A 19,777-nucleotide genomic window follows, 5' to 3' on the forward strand; every position below is an offset into this window, starting at 1 on the left:
CGCCCGGACCGGCTCAGCGGTCCGTCCGGCGCGCCTCGACCATCCGGACCCGTGGACTTCCGTCGCTCCTCGTCCCGAACTCGGGCAGGGCGCGGAGGTCCACGCGGAACCCGGCGCGCTCCAGTTCGCGCCGCACCTCACCGAGCCGGAAGGCGCGGTAGTACATCACGAACGGCGGTCGCCACAGGGCGTTGCGCACCCGCATCACGGCGTCGAAGCCGAGGAGCATCCAGAACGCCGGTGAGGACCGCCTCGGCGGGGCCAGGACGGGGAACGCGAAGCATCCGCCCGGCCGCAGCGCGGTCCGCACCTGGGCGAACAGGCCCGGCAGCTCGCGGGGCAGGAAGTGCCCGAACGCGCCGAAGCTGACGACGAGGTCGAAGGCGGCGGTGAACGGCAGGGCGCGGGCGTCCGCGCGCACCCAGGACACCCGGGGGCTCGCCGGACGGGTCCGCCGGCGCGCCTGCGCCAGCATGCCGGCGCTGAAGTCGACGCCCGTCACACTCCCCCGGCACACCGTCGCCAGGACCTCCACCCCCGCACCCGTGCCACAGCACAGGTCGAGGCCGTCCTCGTACGGGCCGGACTCCTTCAGGGCCGAGGCGACCGCGTCCAGGACGGCGTCCGGGGTACGGAAGGGTGTGTGGTCGAACTTCGGCGCGAGGAGGTCGTAGCCGTGCTCGACGGACGACAGCGCCTGGACGGCGAGTTCGCGCAGGGTGGGGCCTTCGGGACTGAACATCCGTGTCAGCCTACGGCCGTCCGCCGCTTCAGGAGCAGCAGGGCGCGTTCGCACCAGGCCAGGTTGGTCTCCTCGAAGGCGATGCCGGCCATCAACGTCAGATAGGGGCCGATCCGGTCGGCCTCGGTCAGGTACGCGTCCTCGGTGCGCCCGTCGAGGAGGCGGTCGCGCACCCGCCGGTAGCGGTCGAGCTTGGCGCGGGACCAGGTCATGCGCTCCTCGACCAGCCCGCGGGTCACCTCGGGGTCCACGCCGTCCATCGCCTGGATCCTGATGAGGAGTTCGTCGCGGATGGCGGTGGGCCGCCGCGGCGGGGTGGCGGCGAAGGTGTCCAGGTCCGCGCGGCCGGCCTCGGTGAGGGTGAACATCCGTTTGTTCGGCCGGCGTTCCTGCTGCACCACCCGTGCCTCGATCAGGCCGTCCTGCGCGAGGCGCTCCAGTTCGCGGTAGAGCTGCTGCGGGGTCGCGGGCCAGAAGTTCGCGAGGGAGACGTCGAAGACCTTCGACAGTTCGTAGCCCGAGGCCTCGCCCTCCAGGAGGGCGGCCAGGACGGCGTACTTGAGGGACATATGGACACGGTAGCAGGAGGTGATTATTCTCATCGGCACCTACTCAACAAATTTACTACTCACGCTATGAGGTGATCCGATGCGCGCGTTCCGTGAGGCGGTCGAGGCCGGCGATCTCGAGGCCGTCGAAGCGCTGCTGGCCGAGGACGTGGTGTTCACCAGTCCGGTCGTGTTCAAGCCGTACCCGGGCAAGGCGATCACCGCGTCGATCCTGCGGGGGGTGACGCGGGTCTTCGAGGACTTCCGCTACGAGCGGGAACTCGACGGGGGCGACGGGCGTGACCACGCGCTGGTGTTCAGGGCCCGGGTGGGCGAGCGGGAGCTGACCGGCTGCGACTTCATCCATCTGAACGAGGAGGGGCTCATCGACGAACTCACGGTCATGGTGCGCCCGTTGTCGGGCGCCCAGGCTCTCGCGGCGGCGATGGGGGCGCAGTTCGATCAGATCCTGAAGGAGGCGGAGGCCCGGTCGGCCTCCGCCTCCTGACGTCAGGCCACGCGGCGCACGGCGGGGTGATGGCGATCACAAACGCGCTGGACGCGCCGGAGGCCGACCGCTGAGGCGCATGCCCGCGTGCCGGCCGCCGTGCCGTGCGACCCGTGCCCTGGCCGGGCCTCAACCCCTGAGGTCCTCCAGGGTCGTCCTCGTGTCCGTCTTCAGGTAGCCCGTGACCTCTTCGAGCGTCGGCGGGTCCGTGTCTTCGTCGTACGAGGAGTAGTAGGCGCTGTAACTCATCGTGTACGTCACCCAGCCGTCCCGCACCGCGAGCGTGGCGTAGAGGGATCCGCTCGACGAGCCGGACGTGGTGTCGTCACTGACGAGATAGGCCTCGTCGCCTATGCCCGTGATGGCCTCCACGTCGTAACCCGAGTGGCTGTCGGCGTAGTTCTTCCAGGCCGCGCTGAACTCCGGTCCGGGGTCGGTCTTCTTGTGCAGGTCCAGCTGGGAGTACAGGTAGGCGTCCGCGTAGCTGGACGTGGATTTCTTCAGGCTGATGCTGCACAGGCTCTCGTCGAGCGCGTCGTCCTGGAGCTTGTTGTGGGTCGGGGAGCTGTCGTTGTCCGGGTACTCCTCCTTGAAGGACGAGTAGTCCGTGGAGTTGCACAGGTTCGACGGCGCCGAGTAGCCGCGCAGGTCCGGATCGTCTTCGGCGCCGATCAGGAAGACGCCGGCCGCCCAGGCGGCGGACGCCAGCACCGCGCCGACGGCGGCCCACAGGACGGCCTTCCCCGCGCCACCGCCGCCGCTTGCCGGCGGCGGGCCGACCACGGGGTACGGCCCCTGTTGGAGGTACGGGTTGACCGGCTGGGGCTGAGCGGGCTGCCCGACCAGGGTCGGCTGGGCGTAGACGCTCGGCTGGCCGGCCTGGGTCGCGGGGGCCGCCGGCGGGAAACCCAACGGCCCGCCGGGGGCCGGCGACTGCGGATTCGGATAGGGATACGCGCTCGGCTGGGCCGGCGCCTCGGACGGCTGCTCCGGCTGCTGCGGGGGCTGAGGCGGCGTGGACATGACGTGAAGATAAGACAGAAATGGTGGTCAAGTCCTCTGCCGTCACGGATCGTTACCCTCTGGGGACATCTGCGATAGAACCCGGAAGAGGCCGGGACACTCGCCCGGCCTCTCCTGTGTGTGCTGTCGGTCCGGCTCTCTTGTACGGACCACTTGTCCGGCCGGGGGCCGGTGCCTAGACGGTCGCCGTCTGCACCTGAGCGCCGACCGTCGCCTGCGCGGTGTTCTTCCGCACCAGCAACAGCGTGACCAGCGCGCCCAGCAGCGATGCGCAGCCGCAGATCACCACGCCGACGGCCATTCCGTGACCGAGGGCGGTCTGGGCCGCCGCGCGGGCGCCGTCGCTGCCGGCGTTGACGACCGCGAGCGGTCCCGCGGCCGCCTCCATCCCGGCGTCGGCTCCGCTCAGCCTGCCCACCAGCGCGGCGGACGCGGCGCTCATGGCGACGGTGCTGATGACGGCGGGGCCGAGGCCCTGGCCGAACTCGCGCACCAGGCTGGTCGCACCGCTGGCCATGCCGGTCATGTTGAGCGGTACGGCGTTCACGGCGGCGGAGGTGAGCGAGGAGACCACGCAGATGAAGCCGATGCCGAGCAGCAGCACCGGGCCGATGAAGGCGGCGAGGGAGGTGGTGGCGATGGGCAGGGCGGCGATCCAGAACTGGCCGGCGGCCATCGGCAGCAGGCCGCCCATGAGCAGCCAGCGGGGTTCGACCCGGGTGAGCATCCGGCTCAGCACGGGCGCCAGGAGCAGCGGGACGAGCTGGAGGATCACGAACGGCATACCGGCCCGCAGCGCGCTGAGGTGCATGACGGCGCCGAGGCGGATGGAGACGCAGTATGCGGTGCCGATGAAGCCGAACATGCCGGCCAGCGCGACCACGGCGGCGGCCGCGAACGACGGGATCCTCAGCAGGTCGAGATGGAACATCGGCGACTCGGCGCGCTGCTCCACGACGACGAAGGCAACGAGCGACACCGCGGCGAGGGCCAGCGAGCCGACGATGGCCGGGCTGCTCCAGCCGCGCTCGCCGCCCTCGATGATGCCCCAGAGCAGCGCGGTGAGGCCGACGGCGACGGTGATCTGGCCGGGCCAGTCGAGGGCGCGGCCCTCGGGTGCCTTCGAGTCGGTGACGAGGACCCGGCTGGTGACGGCGACGGCCAGACCGAGGACGACCGAGGGCACGAACGCCCAGCGGAAGTCGGCGACCGTGGCGAGCACACCGGAGGACAGCGGTCCCGCGGCCGAGGCGAGGGAGATGCTGAGCGCCCAGGTGGACACGGCGTTGGCCCGGTCCTTAGGCCGAGATTCCGGTCTCGATCCACTCTTTCGCACCCGCCTCGGTGGACAGGTCCACGGGGGCGTGGGAGCGCATGACTCCCCCGGCCTTCTCCACGAGTTCGACGGTTTCCGCGGCGCCGTCGCCGTCGAGGTCGCAGCCGAATACACTCGCCCCTTCCGCCGCGAACAGCAGCGCCGCCGCACGTCCTATTCCGGCTCCCGTGCCGCTGATGAAGGCGATTTTCCCCGCCAGTCGACCCATGATTGCCCAAGTCCCTTGTTCATGCCGCCCAAGTGCGGTGGTGGCAGCGTAGGGAGAGCCTTTCGCCGGAACAAGAAATGCGTCGGCCCGGGGGCATCGGGGGTTCGTATGGCTGGTATGCGGGGGCGACGGACGGCAGGGTCGTGGCAGGGCCGCGCAGCATCTCCGCGTCGCCCTTCGGCCGGGTGGCCGTGCCGTGGGGAACAACCGCCGCCATGGGCGCGTTGACGCCATCGGGACCGACCGGCGTGCTACAGTGCCGGTAGCACTTGTGTACGCCTCCTTTGTGGGCGCCGGTGCAAGTTCCCTTCAGTTCGCCGTATCGCCCGTCGTTTCCGACCGGTGCAGCGGCTTTCCCGCACCACCTCACCGACGGTTCGGTTCTGCCGTGGCCGAGGTGCTGTTCCCGCCGCCCGAGGCGCGCCGTGCGCCCTCCCTTCGCGGCTGCCCCCCCCATCTCCGCATGCCTCATGCCTTCCGTCCGTGAAAGGACAGACCACCATGACCACCACTCTCGAACACCCCCCTGTACAACAGCAGCCTCCGGCCCGGGTCGCCGCCGGTGTCCTCGACATCGACGCGAGCGGGAAGGGGCAGTTGCGCCCCGCGGACTGCCTGCCCACGCCCGCCGACCTCCAGGTCCCGGCGGCGCTGATCCGCCGTCACGGCCTGCGCAAGGGCGACCTCGTCGAAGGGGTGCGCGGTACCCAGCGCGCACTCACCGAGGTCGCCCGCGTCAACGGCCGTACGCCCGAGGAGCTGCGCGCTCGCCGGCACTTCCGCGATCTCACACCCGTCCACCCGTACGAGCGGCTCCGCCTGGAACACCCGGCGGCCGGCCTCGCCGGACGGGTCACGGATCTCGTCGCGCCGATCGGCAAGGGCCAGCGCGGACTGATCGTGGCCCCGCCGAAGTCGGGCAAGACCGTACTGCTCCAGCAGATCGCCGCCGCCGTCGCCGGCAACCACCCCGGGGCGCGGCTGATGGTCGTCCTCCTCGACGAACGGCCCGAGGAGGTCACCGACATGCGGCGCTCCGTGCGCGGCGAGGTGTACGCCTCGACGTTCGACCGGGCGCCCAAGCAGCACATCGCGCTGGCCGAACTCGTCATCGAGCGGGCCAAGCGGCTCGTCGAGGCGGGCGAGGACGTCGTGATCCTCCTCGACTCGCTCACCCGGCTGTGCCGGGCCCACAACAACGCGGCCGCCGCCGGGGGCCGCACCCTCAGCGGCGGTGTCGACGCGACCGCGCTGATCGGCCCCAAGCGGTTCTTCGGCGCCGCGCGGGCGGCCGAGGAGGGCGGCTCGCTCACCGTCCTCGCCACCGCCCTGGTCGAAACGGGCTCCCGCGCCGACGACTTCTACTTCGAGGAGCTGAAGAGCACCGGCAACATGGAGCTCCGCCTCGACCGCGAACCGGCCTCCCGTCGGGTCTTCCCGGCCGTCGACATCAACGGCTCCGGCACCCGGCGCGAGGAACTCCTCTACTCCCCCGGTGAGTTGACCGCCGTACGCGGTCTGCGCCGGGCCCTTCAGACCCGGGACGGCCAGGCGAACCTGGAGACGCTCCTGGAGCGGATGCGCGAGACCCCGGACAACACGGCCTTTCTGCGCCGCATCCAGCCGACCCTGCCCGCCGCATAGGGCGAACGTGCGGCATCCGGGTGCACGCACCCACGTGTCCGGCACGGGCAGCGCGGGGAACGCCGGGTTCATTCCTAGGTTGTTCGTATGACGATCGGATTCTCTTCCCGGGTCGCTGCGACGGCCTGCGCGTTCTGTGTGGCGGGCGTCCTCGCCCTCGGCCCCGCCGTGGCCGCCGCCCCGGCCGGCGCGGACCCCGGAACGCCCGGGGGACCCGGTGAACCAGGTGGTCCAGGCGGCCCAGGCGGCCCAGGCGGCCCAGGCGGCCCACAGGTGACCGTGCCCCGGCCGTCCGTGCTCTACCGCTCCGGGACGCAGGTCAGACCCCATCGTGGCGCCCCCGAGGTCCCCGACGTCTCGGCGCTGTCCTGGGTGGTCTCCGACGCGCAGACGGGTGAAGTGCTCGCCGCGTCGAACGCGCACCGCAAACTGCCCCCGGCCAGCACCCTCAAGACCCTGTTCGCCCTCACGGTGCTGCCGGTCCTGCCCGGCGAGATCCGGCACCGGGTGAGCGAGGAGGAGCTCATGGGCATCGGGCCCGGCAGCAGCCTCGTCGGAGTCGCCGAGGGACACACGTACCAGGTCGCCGACCTGTGGCGCGGAGTGTTCCTCAACTCCGGCAACGACGCCGTGCACGTACTGGCGGCCCTCAACGGCGGCTGGCACGCCACGGCCACCGGGATGCAGGCCAAGGCGCGCTCCCTGGGCGCCCTGGACACCCATGTGCTGTCGCCCGACGGATACGACACTCCGGGCCAGGTGTCCTCGGCCTACGACCTGGCGGTGTTCGGGCGGGCGGGGCTGCGCAACGCGGACTTCGCGCGGTACTGCGGCACCGCGGAGGCGGACTTCCCCGCGGACGGGGACTGGTCGTACGAGATCGCCAACACCAACCGGCTACTGACCGGGGCGGACGGTGTCGAGCCGTACCCGGGGCTGATCGGGATCAAGAACGGCTACACCAGCAACGCCGGCAACACCCTGGTCGCCGCCGCCCGTCAGGGCGGACGCACCCTCGTCGTGACGGTGATGAACCCTCAGGCGGGCGGCGGGTTCGAGGTCTACGAAGAGGCGCGCGAGCTGCTGGACTGGGGGTTCGCGGCCGCCGGGCGGGTCGATCCGGTGGGCTCGCTGGACGCGCTGCGGGTCCGCCCCCGTCCTCAGCCGGGACCCGGGCCGGGCCCGGAGCCCGAGCCGGTGCCCACCGCGGCCTCGGCCTCGGCCGGAGCCACGGTCGCCGTCGCCGTCGCTGTCGCCGACCCTCCCGGCTGGCCGGAGGCGGCGCTGATCGCGGGCGCCGCCGCGCTGGGCGGGGCAGCCGTGGCGCTCGTGCTGCGGCTCGTCTGCCGCCGCCCCGCGGGGAGATGACCGACGGGCAGCCACACCAGCAGGCCGAGCGTGATCCAGGTGTAGGTGTTGCTGCCGAGGAAGCCGTCGACGCCGGACGCGTCGTCGAACCACAGCCACACCACGCTGGTGCACAGCACCGCGTACAGGGCGCCCGCGACGCTTGGCCGCCCCGCGCGGATCAGCACCGCGAAGGACGGCAGCAGCCACACCAGGTGGTGCACCCATGTCACGGGGCTGACCAGACAGGCGGTGAGGCCGGTGAGGGCGAAGGCCGCATGCCAGTCCCCCGCCGCGACCGCCCGCCGGGCCCGCCACGCCCACCAGCCCAGCGCCGCCAGGACCAGCACCGCCCAGACCGCCCGGCTCTCCACGCCCAGCCGTGCCAGGACACCCTGGAGCGACTGGTTGGAGACGTAGTCGAGCCGGCCCACCCGGGTCGTGTCCCACAGGGCCCGCGTCCAGTAGAAGCGCGAGGCGTCCGGGGCGACCAGGGCCGCGAGCGCGGTGGCGGCCGCCGCCACGGCCGTCGCCACCGCCGCCGCCCGCCACCGGCGGGCGACCAGCAGCAGGCCGATGAACAGCGCGGGCGTGAGCTTGACGGCCGCCGCCAGGCCGATGCCGACCCCGGCCCAGCGGGTCCGCCCGGACGCCAACAGCCCGGCGTCGGCGAGCACCAGGGCCAGCAGCAAGAGGTTGACCTGGCCGAAGCTGAAGGTGTCGCGCAGCGGTTCGAACACCGCGAGAGCGCAGGCGGCGAGGCCGGCTCCGTACCAGCCGTACCGCCGCCACCGGGGTCCGACGCACACCCGCACCGCGAACGCCAGCGCCGCCAGGTTGAGCAGCAGGGCGGTCACGATCGCGGTGCGCAGCCCGACCAGCGCCATGGGCAGCATGACGACGGCCGCGAACGGGGGGTAGGTGAAGCCGTACGGAGTGCCCGGCACCCGGTAGTCGTAGACCCGGCCGCCGTCGTGGATCCAGCTGTTGACGGTGCCGTAGTAGACGCGCAGGTCGAACCAGTCGCGCAGCAGCGGCACCGTCGCGGTGAAGACGGTGACGACGGCGGCGAGCGCGAGGAGCAGCAGCAGGCGGCCGCGGTCGGTGCGGGGCGGTTTCACCCCCCGGAACTCACGGGGTCTCACGCCGTACGTCCCAGGGCGGTCGGTGCCTGTGCCGCGAGGTGGGCCTGCCACAGGACGACCACGGCGAGCGCGCCGCCGGAGACCGCCAGGACCAGGCGGCCCGTGTCGGCGGGGCCCCCGTCGGGCAGGACGGCGAGGGCGAGGACGCCCGCCACGGCCGCCGTCCGGTGGCGTATCAGGGTGTCCGGGGCCGCCGCGGCGATGAGGAACAGACCCCACAGCGCGTACCAGGGGCGGATCGCCGGGCCGAACGCGGCCACCGTGGCAAGACTCAGGCCGAGCGCGTACACCGGGCGCAGACGGAGCCGCCACCATATGACGACGAGGGCGACGGCGGTGACCGCGAGGCCCAGGAAGTGCCAGACGGGCACCGCCAAGGGCGCCAGGTCGCTGCCCAGGCCCTCCAGCAGAGCGCGGGTGGCACGGCCCAGCAGGCTGGTGAGCGCCCAGTTGTGCGCGGAGACGGGCGTGTCCAGGGCGGCTATCCAGCCGTAGCCGGTGCCCGCGACGGCGGTCGCCACGACCGTGGTGGCGGCGGCCGCGGCCCCCGTGCTCAGCAGGGTCCGGACCGGGCGCCGGCCCGCGCGCAGTGACAGGACCACGATCGCGACGAGGCCCAGCGCTGCGGGCGCCTTGACCAGAGCGGCCAGGGTGACCAGGACGGCCCCGAGCACCGGGCGCCGGCCGAGCGCGGCCACCAGCCCGACGCCGAGCAGGCCCAGCATGATCGCGTCGTTGTGGGCGCCGGCCACCAGATGCAGCAGCACCAGCGGATTCAGCGCGCCGAGCCAGAGCGCGGCGGCCGGGTCGGCTCCGCTGTGCCGGGCGAGACGGGGCAGGGCGGCCGTCATCAGCGCCACCCCCGCCAGCGCGACGCACCGCATGCCGAGAAGCCCGGCGGAGAGGGCGCCCCGGGTGAGTCCGGACAGGGCGGCGGCGACGGCGAGGAAGACCGGGCCGTACGGGGCCGCGGTGTTCCGCCACAGCGGGGCGACCTCGTCGGCGAGCGGACCGCCGAGCCGGGCCGGACCGTGCGCGTAGACGTCGAGGTGCGCGTCCACCATGGCGCCCTGCGCCAGATAGCTGTACACGTCCCGGCTGAACAGCGGCGGCGCGATCAGCAGTGGCGCCGCCCAGACGGCGAGGACCAGGACGAGGGCGCGGGGGGTCGGCGGATCCGCGCCGCGCACCAGCGTGCCCAGCAGGATCCAGGCCGCGGTCAGCAGCACCAGCCCGAAGTACACGCCGACCAGGCCGAGCACGGCGTGCACCGAGGACGGGGCCAGGAGCTCCCGGGCGGGCAGCGCGCCGGCCGTCTCGCCGCCGAGCGCGAGACAGGCCGTTCCGGCCAGGCCCAGAGCCTGGCAGCGACGGAGATCGATGGGGAAAGCCTTGGCCAGCACTCTGTCATGGTGTCCACCCCGGGTGACCGCGGGGCGACATCGCGCCTTCCTGGCGGCGGCCTGCGCGTGACCGACGTGTGAGTCGAGCGCCGTGGCGATGCGCTCGGCGGCCCCGGACCGTCCCCCTGTCCGAACCGGGGGCTCAGAACACCGACAGGCCGGTCAGGGTCGTGAACCGGTCCAGGGCTGCCACTCCCGCCACCGAGTTGCCTCGTTCGTCCAGCCCCGGGCTCCACACGCACAGCGTGCAGCGGCCCGGTACGACGGCGATGATGCCGCCGCCCACGCCGCTCTTGCCGGGCAGGCCGACCCGGTAGGCGAAGTCGCCGGCCGCGTCGTAGGTGCCGCAGGTCAGCATCACCGCGTTGACCTGCTTGGCCTGGCTGCCGGTGAGCAGCCGGGTGCCGTCGGCGCGAACGCCGTGGCGGGCGAGGAAGCCGGTGGCCAGGGCGAGGTCGGCGCAGGAGGCGGTGAGGGAGCACTGCCGGAAGTACTGGTCGAGGAGGACCGGCACCGGGTTGTCGATGTTGCCGTAGGACGCCATGAAGTGGGCGAGCGCGGCGTTGCGGTCGCCGTGCGCGGCCTCGGAGGCGGCGATCTCCTCGTCGAAGCCGAGCGTGGGATTGCCGCTCTCCGCGCGCAGGAAGCCGAGGAGTTCGGTCGCCGCGTCCCCCGTACGGGTCTGGAGCCGATCGGTGACGACCAGCGCGCCCGCGTTGATGAAGGGGTTGCGCGGGATGCCGTTCTCGTACTCCAGCTGGATCAGGGAGTTGAAGGGGTTGCCCGAGGGCTCGCGGCCCACGTGCTCCCAGAGTTCGTCGCCCTCGCGGGCCAGGTCCAGGGCGAGGGTGAAGACCTTGGTGAGGGACTGCGTGGAGAACGGCTCCCGCCAGTCCCCCACGCCGTACACCGTGCCGTCCGGCTCCGCGACGGCCATACCGAAGCGGCGCGGGTCGCAGGCCGCGAGCGCCGGGATGTAGTCGGCGGGGCGGCCCCGGCCCGGGGTGCGTTCCATCTCCTCGGCGATGCGGTCCAGGACCGGCTGGAAGGCACGGGACGACGTCGTTGTCATGATCACTATTGTGCCTCCGTACCGGTCCTGGCGCGTCGTCGCAGGTGAAGGGTGTCGAACGAGGGGTGTCAGACGAGGGGTGCTCCGCTGCCCGCCAAGACCTCGGGGCGCAGCAGGTCGGCGAGTCGCTCGGCGGGCAACAGGCCCTTCTCCAGGACGAGTTCGGCGACGCCGCGGCCGGTGGCGAGAGCCTCCTTGGCGATGTCGGTGGCCGCCGTGTACCCGATGTGCGGGTTGAGGGCGGTGACCAGGCCGATGGAGTTCTCGACGCTCGCGCGCAGCGCCTCGGTGTTGGCGGTGATGCCGTCCACGCAGCGCTCGGCGAGGGTGAGGCAGGCGGCGCGCAGGTGGGTGATGGACTCCGACAGGGAGTGCAGGATGATCGGCTCGAAGGCGTTGAGCTGGAGCTGTCCGGCCTCGGCGGCCATGGTGATGGTGACGTCGTTGCCGATCACCTCGAAGGCGACCTGGTTGACGACCTCGGGGATCACCGGGTTGACCTTGCCCGGCATGATGGACGAACCGGCCTGCACCGGCGGCAGGTTGATCTCGCCGAGGCCGGCGCGCGGCCCGGAGGACAGCAGCCGCAGATCGTTGCAGCTCTTGGAGAGCTTGACCGCGACGCGCTTGAGCACGCCGGACATCTGGACGAACGCGCCGCAGTCCTGGGTGGCCTCGACCAGGTTGGCCGCGGTGACCAGCGGCAGCCCGGTGATCTCGGCGAGGTGGCGGCGGGCCGACTCCGCGTAGCCGGCGGGGGCGTTGAGGCCCGTGCCGATCGCCGTGGCACCCAGATTGATCTCATGGATCAACTGCACGGCCTCGTCAAGACGGTTGCGGTCCTCGTCAATCATGACGGCATAGGCCGAGAACTCTTGACCGAGCGTCATCGGTACCGCGTCCTGCAACTGTGTACGGCCCATCTTGAGCACATCGCGGAACTCGACGGCCTTGCGGGCGAAGGCGTCCTGGAGGACGGCCATGGCCTTGAGCAGGCCGCGCACGGCGAAGACGGTCGCGACCTTGACCGCGGTGGGGTAGACGTCGTTCGTCGACTGGCCGAGGTTGACGTCCTCGTTGGGGTGCAGGTGCCGGTACTCGCCCTTCGCGTGGCCGAGCAGTTCCAGCGCGCGGTTGGCGACGACCTCGTTGGCGTTCATGTTGGTCGAGGTGCCCGCGCCGCCCTGGACGACGTCGACGACGAACTGCTCGTGCAGCTTCCCCGCACGGATCTCACGGCAGGCGGCGACGATGGCGGCCGCCTTGTCCGGCGCGAGCAGGCCGAGCTCCTCGTTGGCGAGGGCGGCGGCCTCCTTGACGGCGGCGAGGGCGTCGATGAGATGCGGGTAGGCGGAGATCGGCGTCCCGGTGATGGGGAAGTTCTCCGTGGCGCGCAGGGTGTGGACGCCCCAGTACGCGTCGGCCGGGACGTCCCGGTCTCCGAGCAGGTCGTGTTCGCTGCGGGTGACGGCGGCGGTCATGAGGGTGCGGCCTCTTTCCGAGGGTGAGGGTCGAGTGGAGCGGGTGTCGTCCGGTGGGCAGGCGGCCGGCTCGGGCGGTACGGGGTGACGCCCGCCCGAGCCGGTCGATGCACCGGCCCGGCGATGACCGGACCGGTGATTCAGGGTCGGCCGCGCGAGGCGACCGGGTTCCGGCACGCTGCCCGACCGCGTCGCACGCGGACACACGGCGTGCCGGTGCCCGGCGCACGGCGTACCGGCGCACGGCGTACCGACGGCCGACCGCCCGTCGGTCACCGGCCCGTCGGTCACTGGCCTGTGGGCCCGGCGCCGACGCACGGCGAACGCCGGGTGGTCGTACGGGTCGAACGCCGGCGGGTGACCACCGGGCATCCGGCCGTGTGCCGGGCCGGTCCGAGAGCGGACACCGCGACGGCCGACGCGCCCCCGGCGGCCGGGGGTGGTGGTGCGGCGCCCGCCCGCAAGGTGTCGTGGGCGACGGCCACGCCCACCGGCCGCCCGGCGGACCGGCACACGACGGACCCGCCGGGTGCGGCGGTGCCGTACGCACCCCGGGCGGCCGGTCGGGTGACCGGAGGGACTGTGCGCGGCCGCATCGGTCGTCCGTGTCCGTCAGGCGCAGGCGCGCACGGTGACCGGGTCCAGCGCGCGGACCGGGCGGACGCAGCCGACCGGTTCGCCGCCGCCGAGGAGGGGTTCGCCCGCGAACTCGGTGAGCAGGGCGGGGTCGACACCGGCGCGGACGAGGGCGGCCGCGGTGACCGGGACGCGGGCGCGGTTCGCGCCGTCGGAGATCTTGACGGCGACGGCTCGGCCGTCCGGGAGCGCGGCGACCTCGACGCCCTCGAAGCCGTCCTTCGCCAGCAGGCCGGGGACGGCCCGCATCAGCGCGGCCACGTCCCGGCCGGAGCCGGAGGCCATCTCGGCGTGCTCGCGCATCGCGTCGGCCACCCGCGCCTCGGGAGTGCCGGGCGCGGAGGCGGTGACGCGGGCGGCGGCCCGGGCGAGGCCGTGCAGGGAGACCGAGAACAGGGGGGCGCCGCACCCGTCGACGGTGACCCGGGCGATCCGCTGTCCGGTGAGGTCCTCGACGATCTCGGCGATCGCCTGCTGGAGCGGGTGCCCGGGGTCGAGGTAGTCGTCCAGGGACCAGCCGTTGAGCCTGCACGTGTAGAGCATGGCCGCGTGCTTGCCGGAGCAGTTCTGGGCCAGTCGGGAGGGCGCGCGGCCCTCCCGTATCCACGCGTCGCGGACCGCCGGGTCGTACGGCAGGTCGGTGACGTTGCGCAGGTCGTCCTCCGAGACGCCCGCCAGCTCGAGGATCCGCCGGGTCCCGGCGAGGTGGCGTTCCTCGCCGGAGTGGCTGGCGGCGGCGAGCGAGAGCAGCTCGCCGTCGAGCGGGAGCCCGGCCCGGACCATGGCGACGGCCTGGACGGGCTTGAGCGCCGAGCGCGGGTAGAAGGCGGCCTCGACGTCGCCGAGCTGGAGCTCGACCTCGCCGCGTGCGCCGAGGACGACGACGGAGCCGTAGTGGATGCCCTCGGTCACCCCGCCGCGGACGAGGTGGGCGACGGGGGTGTGGAGGGGTTCGCGGATCGCGGGGGCGTCGGCGAGGGAACTGCTGTACATCACTGCCTGCATCACTGGTGGGTGGTCGGCGGCCGGCGCCGGGGTCACGCGTCGGCCTTGGACGAGGTGCGCGCGAGGTTGCGGCGGATGGCGTACCACCCGGCGACCAGCGCCCCGACGATCAGCGGCAGGCACAGCACTGTGGTGCGTCCGGCGCCGCCGTCGGCGTACATGAGGACCAGGACCGAGGCGAGGAAGAACAACGTCACGAGTTCGGTCCAGGGGGAGCCCGGCAGCCGGTAGTCGGGCCGGGTCAGCTCGCCCTTCTGGGTCTTCTGCCAGAAGAGCAGGTGACAGATCATGATCATGCCCCAGGTGGAGAGGATGCCGATCGCCGCGAAGTTCAGCACGATCTCGAAGGCGTCCGCCGGGACCACGAAGTTGAGGCCGACACCCAGCACACAGATACCGCTGGTGAGCAGGATGCCGCCGTACGGGACCTGGCTGCGGCTCATCACACCGGTGAACTTCGGCGCGGAGCCGGACATCGCCATGGAGCGCAGGATGCGGCCGGTGGAGTACAGGCCGGAGTTGAGGGAGGACATGGCCGCGGTGAGGACGACGAGGTTCATCACGCCGCCCGCCGCGGGGATGCCGATGTTGGAGAGGACCGTCACGAAGGGGCTCTCGCCGGACGTGTACTTGTTCCACGGGAGCAGCATCGATAGCAGGACCACCGAGCCGACGTAGAACACACCCACGCGCCACATGATCGAGTTGATCGCCTTCGGCATGATCTTCTCGGGGTTCTCGGTCTCACCGGCGGCGACGCCGACCAGCTCGACGGAGGCGTAGGCGAAGACGACGCCCTGGATGATCAGCAGCATGGGCAGCAGGCCGCTGGGGAACACGCCGCCGTTGTCGGTGATGAGGGACGGGCCGGGGGTGGCGCCGTCCACCGGGTGCTGGGTGACCAGCAGGAAGATGCCGATACACATGAAGATCACCAGCGCGCTTACCTTGACGATGGCGAACCAGAACTCCAGTTCGCCGAAGATCTTCACCGAGATCAGGTTCACGGTGAGGACCACGGCCAGGGCGATGAGCGCGATCACCCACTGGGGTATGTCGGAGAACATGCCCCAGTAGTGGGTGTAGGTGGCCACCGCGGTGATGTCGGCGATGCCGGTGGTGGCCCAGTTCAGGAAGTACATCCAGCCGGCCGTGTACGCGCCCTTCTCGCCCATGAACTCGCGGGCGTAGGACACGAAGGCGCCGGAGGAGGGCCGGTACAGGACGAGTTCACCGAGGGCGCGCACCACGAGGAAGGCGAAGATTCCGCAGACCGCGTAGGCGATGAAGAGGGAGGGGCCGGCATCGGCGAGCCGCCCGCCGGCGCCGAGGAAGAGCCCGGTGCCGATGGCGCCGCCGATGGCGATCATGTTGACGTGGCGGGACTTCAGCGACTTGCTGTAGCCCTCGTCGCCGGCGTCGACGTGACGGGTCGAGGGGCGCGTCTCGTCTTTGAGGTGCTGGTCGCTCACGCCGCGGGTCCGCCTTCCAGGGGAGTGTCCGTGCGCGGGGCGCGCACGATGTCGGTGAGGGTCGTCTCGACGCGGTCGAGGTGGTGGCTCATGGCCTCCACCGCGTCGGGCTCGGAACCGTCGATCAGCGCCTCGACGATCGCCCGGTGCTCGCGGTTGGACTGCTCGCGCCGTCCGCCCAGCTCGTTGAGGAAGGCCGACTGACGCGCCAGTGCGTCCCGGATCTCCTCGATGACCCGGCGGAACACCGGGTTCTGGGCGGCCTCGGCGACGGCCAGGTGGAAGAGGGTGTCCATCGCGACCCACGCGGTGGTGTCCGTCTCCCGCTCCATGCGGTCGAGCAGATGCGCCAGGTGGTCCAGGTTCTCCGGGGTGCGGCGCAGCGCCGCGTACCCGGCGACCGGGACCTCGACGTGCCGGCGCACCTCGAGCAGGTCGCTGGCCGCGTAGTCGCCGAAGGTGGGGTCCTCCACGGTGTTCGCGATCACAAAGGTGCCTTTGCCCGTCTTGGCGACGGTCAGGCCCATCGTCTGGAGGGCGCGCAGGGCTTCCCGCAGGACGGGCCGGGACACCTCGAGGGTGCGGCAGAGCTCCGCCTCGGAGGGGAGCTTGTCGCCGATGGCGTACCGGCCGCGCTCGATGGCGCCGCGGAGGTGGGTGAGTACCGCTTCCATCGCGCTGACGCGACGCGGCCCCGCACCACCTGTCTGGCTGTCTGACAGGTTCACGGAAGTGATACTCCGGGTGACCTGCCACCGCTGTCAAGACGCGCCTTGAAACAGAAAATTCAGGGGGCGGGGAGCCTGAAAGGCATCTTCCCGCCCCCTGAGGGGATTCCCTGAGCGGCTGCCGACCGGCTGCCGACCGGCTGCCGACCGGCTGCCGGGGCCGGTCAGCTGTCGAGGACCCCGGTCGCCAGCAGGCCGAACAGCGCCACGCCGACGACTAGCCGGTAGACGACGAACGCGTTGAAGGAGTGCTTGGCGACGAACTTCAGCAGCCAGGCGATGGAGGCGTAGGCGACCACGAAGGAGACCGCCGTGCCGACGGCCAGGGGCGCCGCGCCGGCCCCCGTACCCAGGGCGTCCTTCAGCTCGTAGATGCCGGCGCCGGTCAGGGCGGGGATGCCGAGGAAGAACGACAGGCGGGTGGCGGCCACCCGGTCCAGGTCGAGCATGAGCGCGGTGGACATGGTGGCGCCGGAGCGGGAGAAGCCGGGGAAGAGCAGCGCGAGGATCTGGGAGCTGCCGACCAGCATCGCGTCCTTGAACGAGGTGTCGTCCTCGCCGCGCTTGTGGCGGCCCATCTGGTCGGCCGCCCACATCACGCCGCTGCCGACGATCAGCGAGCCCGCGACCACCCACAGGGAGGCGAGCGGCCCCTCGATGAGCGGCTTGGCGGCGAGGCCCACGACGACGATCGGGATCGTCGCGTAGATCACCCACCAGGCGAACTTGTAGTCGTGGTGGTGACGCTCCTCACGGCTGCGCAGCCCGCGGAACCAGGCCGAGACGATCCGCACGATGTCCTTGCGGAAGTACACGAGCACGGCGGCGATCGCCCCGACCTGGATGACGGCCGAGAACCCGACGACGGCGTCGTCGTCGACCTTGATGCCCATCAGGCCCTCGGTGATCTTCAGATGGCCGGTGGAGGAGACGGGGAGGAACTCGGTCACTCCCTCGACGGCTCCGAGGACGACGGCTTGGCCGACGGAGATGGCGCTCATGGAATCCAGTTCTGAGGAGACGAATCGGTCGACAGCGTTGTAGACGCTCCGGTGTCGTACACAGTCCTACCAGGCGCGGAGCCGGCCGGACCGCCTACGACCACGCCCACTGGCCTATCGCGGCACCGGCGAACGCGGCCCCGAGACCCACCACCACGCTCGCGACGGCGTTGACGGCGGCGTAGACGCCCGCGCCGGTCTCGGTCAGCCGCAGTGTCTCGTACGAGAACGTGGAGTACGTCGTCAACGCCCCGCAGAAACCCGTTCCCAGGAACAACCGCAGGTCGGGACCGACGGCGGTGGCGCCGGTCAGGACACCGAGGATCAGGCAGCCGCTGATGTTGACGACGAAGGTGCCCCAGGGGAAGAGCGAGTCGCGCCGGGCCTGCACCGCGCGGTCGGTCAGGTAGCGGAGCGGGGCGCCGATCATGCCGCCGGCGACGACCACCAGCCAGTTCACAACGACTTCTTACCCTTCATGTCCGGATCGCCCTGGTTCTCAGCCCGGTTCCCGCTCCGGCTCCCGCCTCGGCCGACGTACCGGATGACCTCGCAGGGATCGAGGGTCACCATGCCCTCCGTGACCAGCTCGTCGAGCTCGGGCAGGAAGGCCCGCACCCGCTCCTCGGTGTCCACGACGACGATCGCGACCGGCAGGTCCTCACTGAGCGAGAGCAGCCGGGAGGTGTGGATCAGCGAGGAGGCGCCGAAGCCCTCGATGCCGCGGAAGACGCTGGCGCCGGCGAGACCGGCCGCGTGTGCGCGGTGCACGATCTCCGTGTAGAGGGGCTTGCGGTGCCAGGTGTCGTTCTCGCCGACGAAGACGGTCAGCCGCAGGGCACTGCCGGTCAGTCTCGTCATCGCTGCCTCCACAGGAGAACGCGGCGGGTGGCCGTGGCCGCCAGCCAGACCGCGAGGAGCGCCGCGCACAGGGTCGCGGCCAGGTAGGCCAGGGCCGTGCCGGGACGGTCCTCCTCGAACAGCTTCCGGATGTCGACGGCGTACGTCGAGAAGGTGGTGAACCCGCCCAGCACACCGGTGCCGAAGAACGGCCGCACGAGCCGGTGGGTGGTGACCGCCTCGGTGATCACCACCAGGAAGACCCCGATCACCGCGCAGCCGACGACGTTCACCCAGAAGGTCGTCCAGGGGAACCCGCCGGTCGGCGTGGGCCACCACAGGGAGGCCGCGTAGCGGGCGGCGGCACCGATCCCGCCGCCGACGGCCACGACGGCGACCACCGGGAGCCGACCCGTCCCGGTGGCCCTCCGTGCCGCGCCGGTGCGGAGGCTCTCGGCCTCCGGAGCTGTCATGTCGTACGTCTCCTGCCCGGGCCGGGACCGTCCCGCCTCATCGGAGTGATCACGACCGGGCACCAGCGTAACGCCGGCTCACTTGGTCACGGGCGCCTCGCAGACCGCGATGCCGCGCTCCCAGAGGCTGCCCAGAACCAGTCGGCCGCGGGTCTCGCAGACGCTGGTGACCATGCGGAACCCGGAGCGGCGGTGGGTGAGGTGGTGGACGATCCGGCCGTCGTCGTCGACCGCCAGCACCCCTGCCGTGCCCGACGGGCGGTACGGCGCGTTCACGGCGAGGCGGGCGGCGCGGCGGCGTACGGCGGGGCCGGCGCGGTGCAGGAGGTCGAGCGGCGGGACGCGCGGGCCGGCCAGTGCCACCCAGACCGGGCCGTCGGGCGCGCCGCGCCACAGGTTGTCCGGGAACCCCGGCAGCTGCTCGACGAGGGGCTCGGCCCGGCCCGCCCGGGGGCCGGTGAGCTGGTAGCGGGTGAGTCGACGGGCGCCGGTCTCGGCCACGATCAGGAAGGAGTCGTCGGCGCCGCGCGCGAGGCCGTTGGCGAACTGGAGCCCCTCCAGGACGACTTCGGCCTCACGGGCGCCGGGTTCGATGCGCAACAGGCGTCCGGTGCCGGTGTGTTCGACGAGGTCGCCCATCCAGTCCCGTAAGGGATGGACCTGGCTGGACACGGTGAAGTAGACGGTGCCGTCGGGCAGCGCGACGACGTTGCTACAGAAGCGCAGCCGCTCCCCCGCCACCGACTCGGTCAGGACGCGGACGTTTCCGGTGCCGCCGTCCGGGTCGACGCGCAGCAGCGCGCCGTCGGCGCAGCACACCAACAGGTCGCCGTCCGGGAGGAGTTCGAGGCCGAGCGGCCGGCCGCCGATCTCGGCGATGTGCTCGACCCGGGCCGCGGGCGGGTCGTCCAGACCGTCGACACGCAGAATCCGCCCGTCCGACACCCCGGTCAGTACCCGCCCTCTGGGGTCGGCGACGACGTCTTCGGGGCCGTGCCCGGGGAGAGTGATGTACCTGAGGGGGACGAGAGGCGTCCGACGGTCCATATGGGCCGCCCTTCCTTGAGGAGGCGGCCATCCTCGCAGGCGGGCATGGCGTCGACAGGTCGTGGCCGTGGTCTTTTGCCGGGCCTTTCCGGAGGGTGAACCCTCCGTCCCCTGGCGC

Annotated in this window: 19 protein-coding genes and 1 pseudogene; 3 read left to right on the plus strand and 17 right to left on the minus strand. The window is 72.0% G+C overall.

The window, feature by feature from the left end:
• Nucleotides 1–13 precede the first annotated feature (13 nt).
• Together G9272_RS05060 and G9272_RS05065 are read right to left on the minus strand one after the other, a co-directional pair.
• Nucleotides 14–742, minus strand: coding sequence for a class I SAM-dependent methyltransferase (locus tag G9272_RS05060; protein ID WP_171395403.1), 729 nt, complete (start codon nucleotides 740–742; stop codon nucleotides 14–16).
• Nucleotides 743–747: 5 nt separating this feature from the next.
• Nucleotides 748–1,311, minus strand: a complete 564-nt coding sequence (locus G9272_RS05065) for a PadR family transcriptional regulator (protein WP_171395404.1) — start codon at nucleotides 1,309–1,311, stop codon at nucleotides 748–750.
• A gap of 79 nt (nucleotides 1,312–1,390) precedes the next feature.
• On the opposite strand from G9272_RS05065, the gene G9272_RS05070 reads away from it, so the two are divergent.
• Entirely contained in the window at nucleotides 1,391–1,798 is a 408-nt protein-coding gene (locus G9272_RS05070) for a nuclear transport factor 2 family protein (RefSeq protein ID WP_171395405.1), read from the plus strand.
• Nucleotides 1,799–1,927: 129 nt separating this feature from the next.
• On the opposite strand, the gene G9272_RS05075 is transcribed toward G9272_RS05070, so the two are convergent.
• The 3 genes from G9272_RS05075 to G9272_RS05085 all read right to left on the minus strand — a co-directional run bounded on the left by G9272_RS05075 (nucleotide 1,928) and on the right by G9272_RS05085 (nucleotide 4,365).
• Nucleotides 1,928–2,821, minus strand: a complete 894-nt coding sequence (locus G9272_RS05075) for a hypothetical protein (RefSeq protein WP_171395406.1) — start codon at nucleotides 2,819–2,821, stop codon at nucleotides 1,928–1,930.
• 175 nt (nucleotides 2,822–2,996) lie between these two features.
• Nucleotides 2,997–4,103: an MFS transporter gene (locus G9272_RS05080; RefSeq protein WP_253267709.1), complete on the minus strand. Its 1,107-nt coding sequence runs from the start codon at nucleotides 4,101–4,103 to the stop codon at nucleotides 2,997–2,999.
• Nucleotides 4,104–4,119: 16 nt separating this feature from the next.
• The gene (locus G9272_RS05085) at nucleotides 4,120–4,365 is read right to left on the minus strand and encodes an SDR family NAD(P)-dependent oxidoreductase (RefSeq protein ID WP_171395407.1); all 246 of its coding nucleotides are present in this window, start codon (nucleotides 4,363–4,365) and stop codon (nucleotides 4,120–4,122) included.
• A 501-nt stretch (nucleotides 4,366–4,866) separates the two neighbouring features.
• Between G9272_RS05085 and rho the strand changes: the two genes are divergently transcribed.
• The gene (gene rho, locus G9272_RS05090; RefSeq protein ID WP_171395408.1) at nucleotides 4,867–6,009 is read left to right on the plus strand and encodes a transcription termination factor Rho; all 1,143 of its coding nucleotides are present in this window, start codon (nucleotides 4,867–4,869) and stop codon (nucleotides 6,007–6,009) included.
• 87 nt (nucleotides 6,010–6,096) lie between these two features.
• On the plus strand, nucleotides 6,097–7,377 hold the full coding sequence (locus G9272_RS05095; protein WP_253267710.1) for a D-alanyl-D-alanine carboxypeptidase family protein: 1,281 nt from the start codon (nucleotides 6,097–6,099) through the stop codon (nucleotides 7,375–7,377).
• Between the two features lie 272 nt (nucleotides 7,378–7,649).
• Here G9272_RS05095 and G9272_RS46380 read toward each other — a convergent pair.
• The 12 genes and pseudogenes from G9272_RS46380 to G9272_RS05155 form a co-directional block, all read right to left on the minus strand.
• Nucleotides 7,650–8,252: pseudogene (locus G9272_RS46380) on the minus strand (glycosyltransferase family 87 protein); the annotation flags it as partial.
• 245 nt (nucleotides 8,253–8,497) lie between these two features.
• Nucleotides 8,498–9,904 (minus strand): polyprenol phosphomannose-dependent alpha 1,6 mannosyltransferase MptB, encoded by a 1,407-nt coding sequence (gene mptB, locus G9272_RS05105; protein WP_171395409.1) that lies wholly within the window; start codon nucleotides 9,902–9,904, stop codon nucleotides 8,498–8,500.
• Nucleotides 9,905–10,046: 142 nt separating this feature from the next.
• Nucleotides 10,047–10,976: a glutaminase gene (locus G9272_RS05110; RefSeq protein WP_171395410.1), complete on the minus strand. Its 930-nt coding sequence runs from the start codon at nucleotides 10,974–10,976 to the stop codon at nucleotides 10,047–10,049.
• A gap of 68 nt (nucleotides 10,977–11,044) precedes the next feature.
• Nucleotides 11,045–12,457, minus strand: a complete 1,413-nt coding sequence (aspA, locus tag G9272_RS05115; protein ID WP_171395411.1) for an aspartate ammonia-lyase — start codon at nucleotides 12,455–12,457, stop codon at nucleotides 11,045–11,047.
• Between the two features lie 612 nt (nucleotides 12,458–13,069).
• Nucleotides 13,070–14,086 carry an asparaginase gene (locus tag G9272_RS05120; RefSeq protein WP_171401847.1) on the minus strand — a complete coding sequence of 339 codons (1,017 nt, stop codon included), beginning with the start codon at nucleotides 14,084–14,086 and terminating at the stop codon, nucleotides 13,070–13,072.
• 44 nt (nucleotides 14,087–14,130) lie between these two features.
• Nucleotides 14,131–15,570 (minus strand): amino acid permease, encoded by a 1,440-nt coding sequence (locus tag G9272_RS05125; RefSeq protein ID WP_171395412.1) that lies wholly within the window; start codon nucleotides 15,568–15,570, stop codon nucleotides 14,131–14,133.
• Nucleotides 15,567–16,244, minus strand: coding sequence for a FadR/GntR family transcriptional regulator (locus tag G9272_RS05130; protein ID WP_020126059.1), 678 nt, complete (start codon nucleotides 16,242–16,244; stop codon nucleotides 15,567–15,569). The genes G9272_RS05125 and G9272_RS05130 overlap by 4 nt, the downstream gene beginning before the upstream one ends.
• Nucleotides 16,245–16,462: 218 nt before the next feature.
• On the minus strand, nucleotides 16,463–17,299 hold the full coding sequence (locus tag G9272_RS05135) for an undecaprenyl-diphosphate phosphatase (RefSeq protein ID WP_171395413.1): 837 nt from the start codon (nucleotides 17,297–17,299) through the stop codon (nucleotides 16,463–16,465).
• A 94-nt stretch (nucleotides 17,300–17,393) separates the two neighbouring features.
• On the minus strand, nucleotides 17,394–17,759 hold the full coding sequence (gene crcB / locus G9272_RS05140; RefSeq protein ID WP_171395414.1) for a fluoride efflux transporter CrcB: 366 nt from the start codon (nucleotides 17,757–17,759) through the stop codon (nucleotides 17,394–17,396).
• Nucleotides 17,756–18,160 (minus strand): DUF190 domain-containing protein, encoded by a 405-nt coding sequence (locus G9272_RS05145; RefSeq protein WP_171395415.1) that lies wholly within the window; start codon nucleotides 18,158–18,160, stop codon nucleotides 17,756–17,758. The genes crcB (G9272_RS05140) and G9272_RS05145 overlap by 4 nt, the downstream gene beginning before the upstream one ends.
• Nucleotides 18,157–18,612 (minus strand): fluoride efflux transporter CrcB, encoded by a 456-nt coding sequence (gene crcB, locus G9272_RS05150; RefSeq protein WP_171395416.1) that lies wholly within the window; start codon nucleotides 18,610–18,612, stop codon nucleotides 18,157–18,159. The genes G9272_RS05145 and crcB (G9272_RS05150) overlap by 4 nt, the downstream gene beginning before the upstream one ends.
• 78 nt (nucleotides 18,613–18,690) lie before the next feature.
• Nucleotides 18,691–19,659: an SMP-30/gluconolactonase/LRE family protein gene (locus G9272_RS05155; RefSeq protein ID WP_171395417.1), complete on the minus strand. Its 969-nt coding sequence runs from the start codon at nucleotides 19,657–19,659 to the stop codon at nucleotides 18,691–18,693.
• Nucleotides 19,660–19,777: the final 118 nt, after the last annotated feature.

The organism is Streptomyces asoensis (genome assembly GCF_013085465.1).
Taxonomy (GTDB): domain Bacteria; phylum Actinomycetota; class Actinomycetes; order Streptomycetales; family Streptomycetaceae; genus Streptomyces; species Streptomyces cacaoi_A.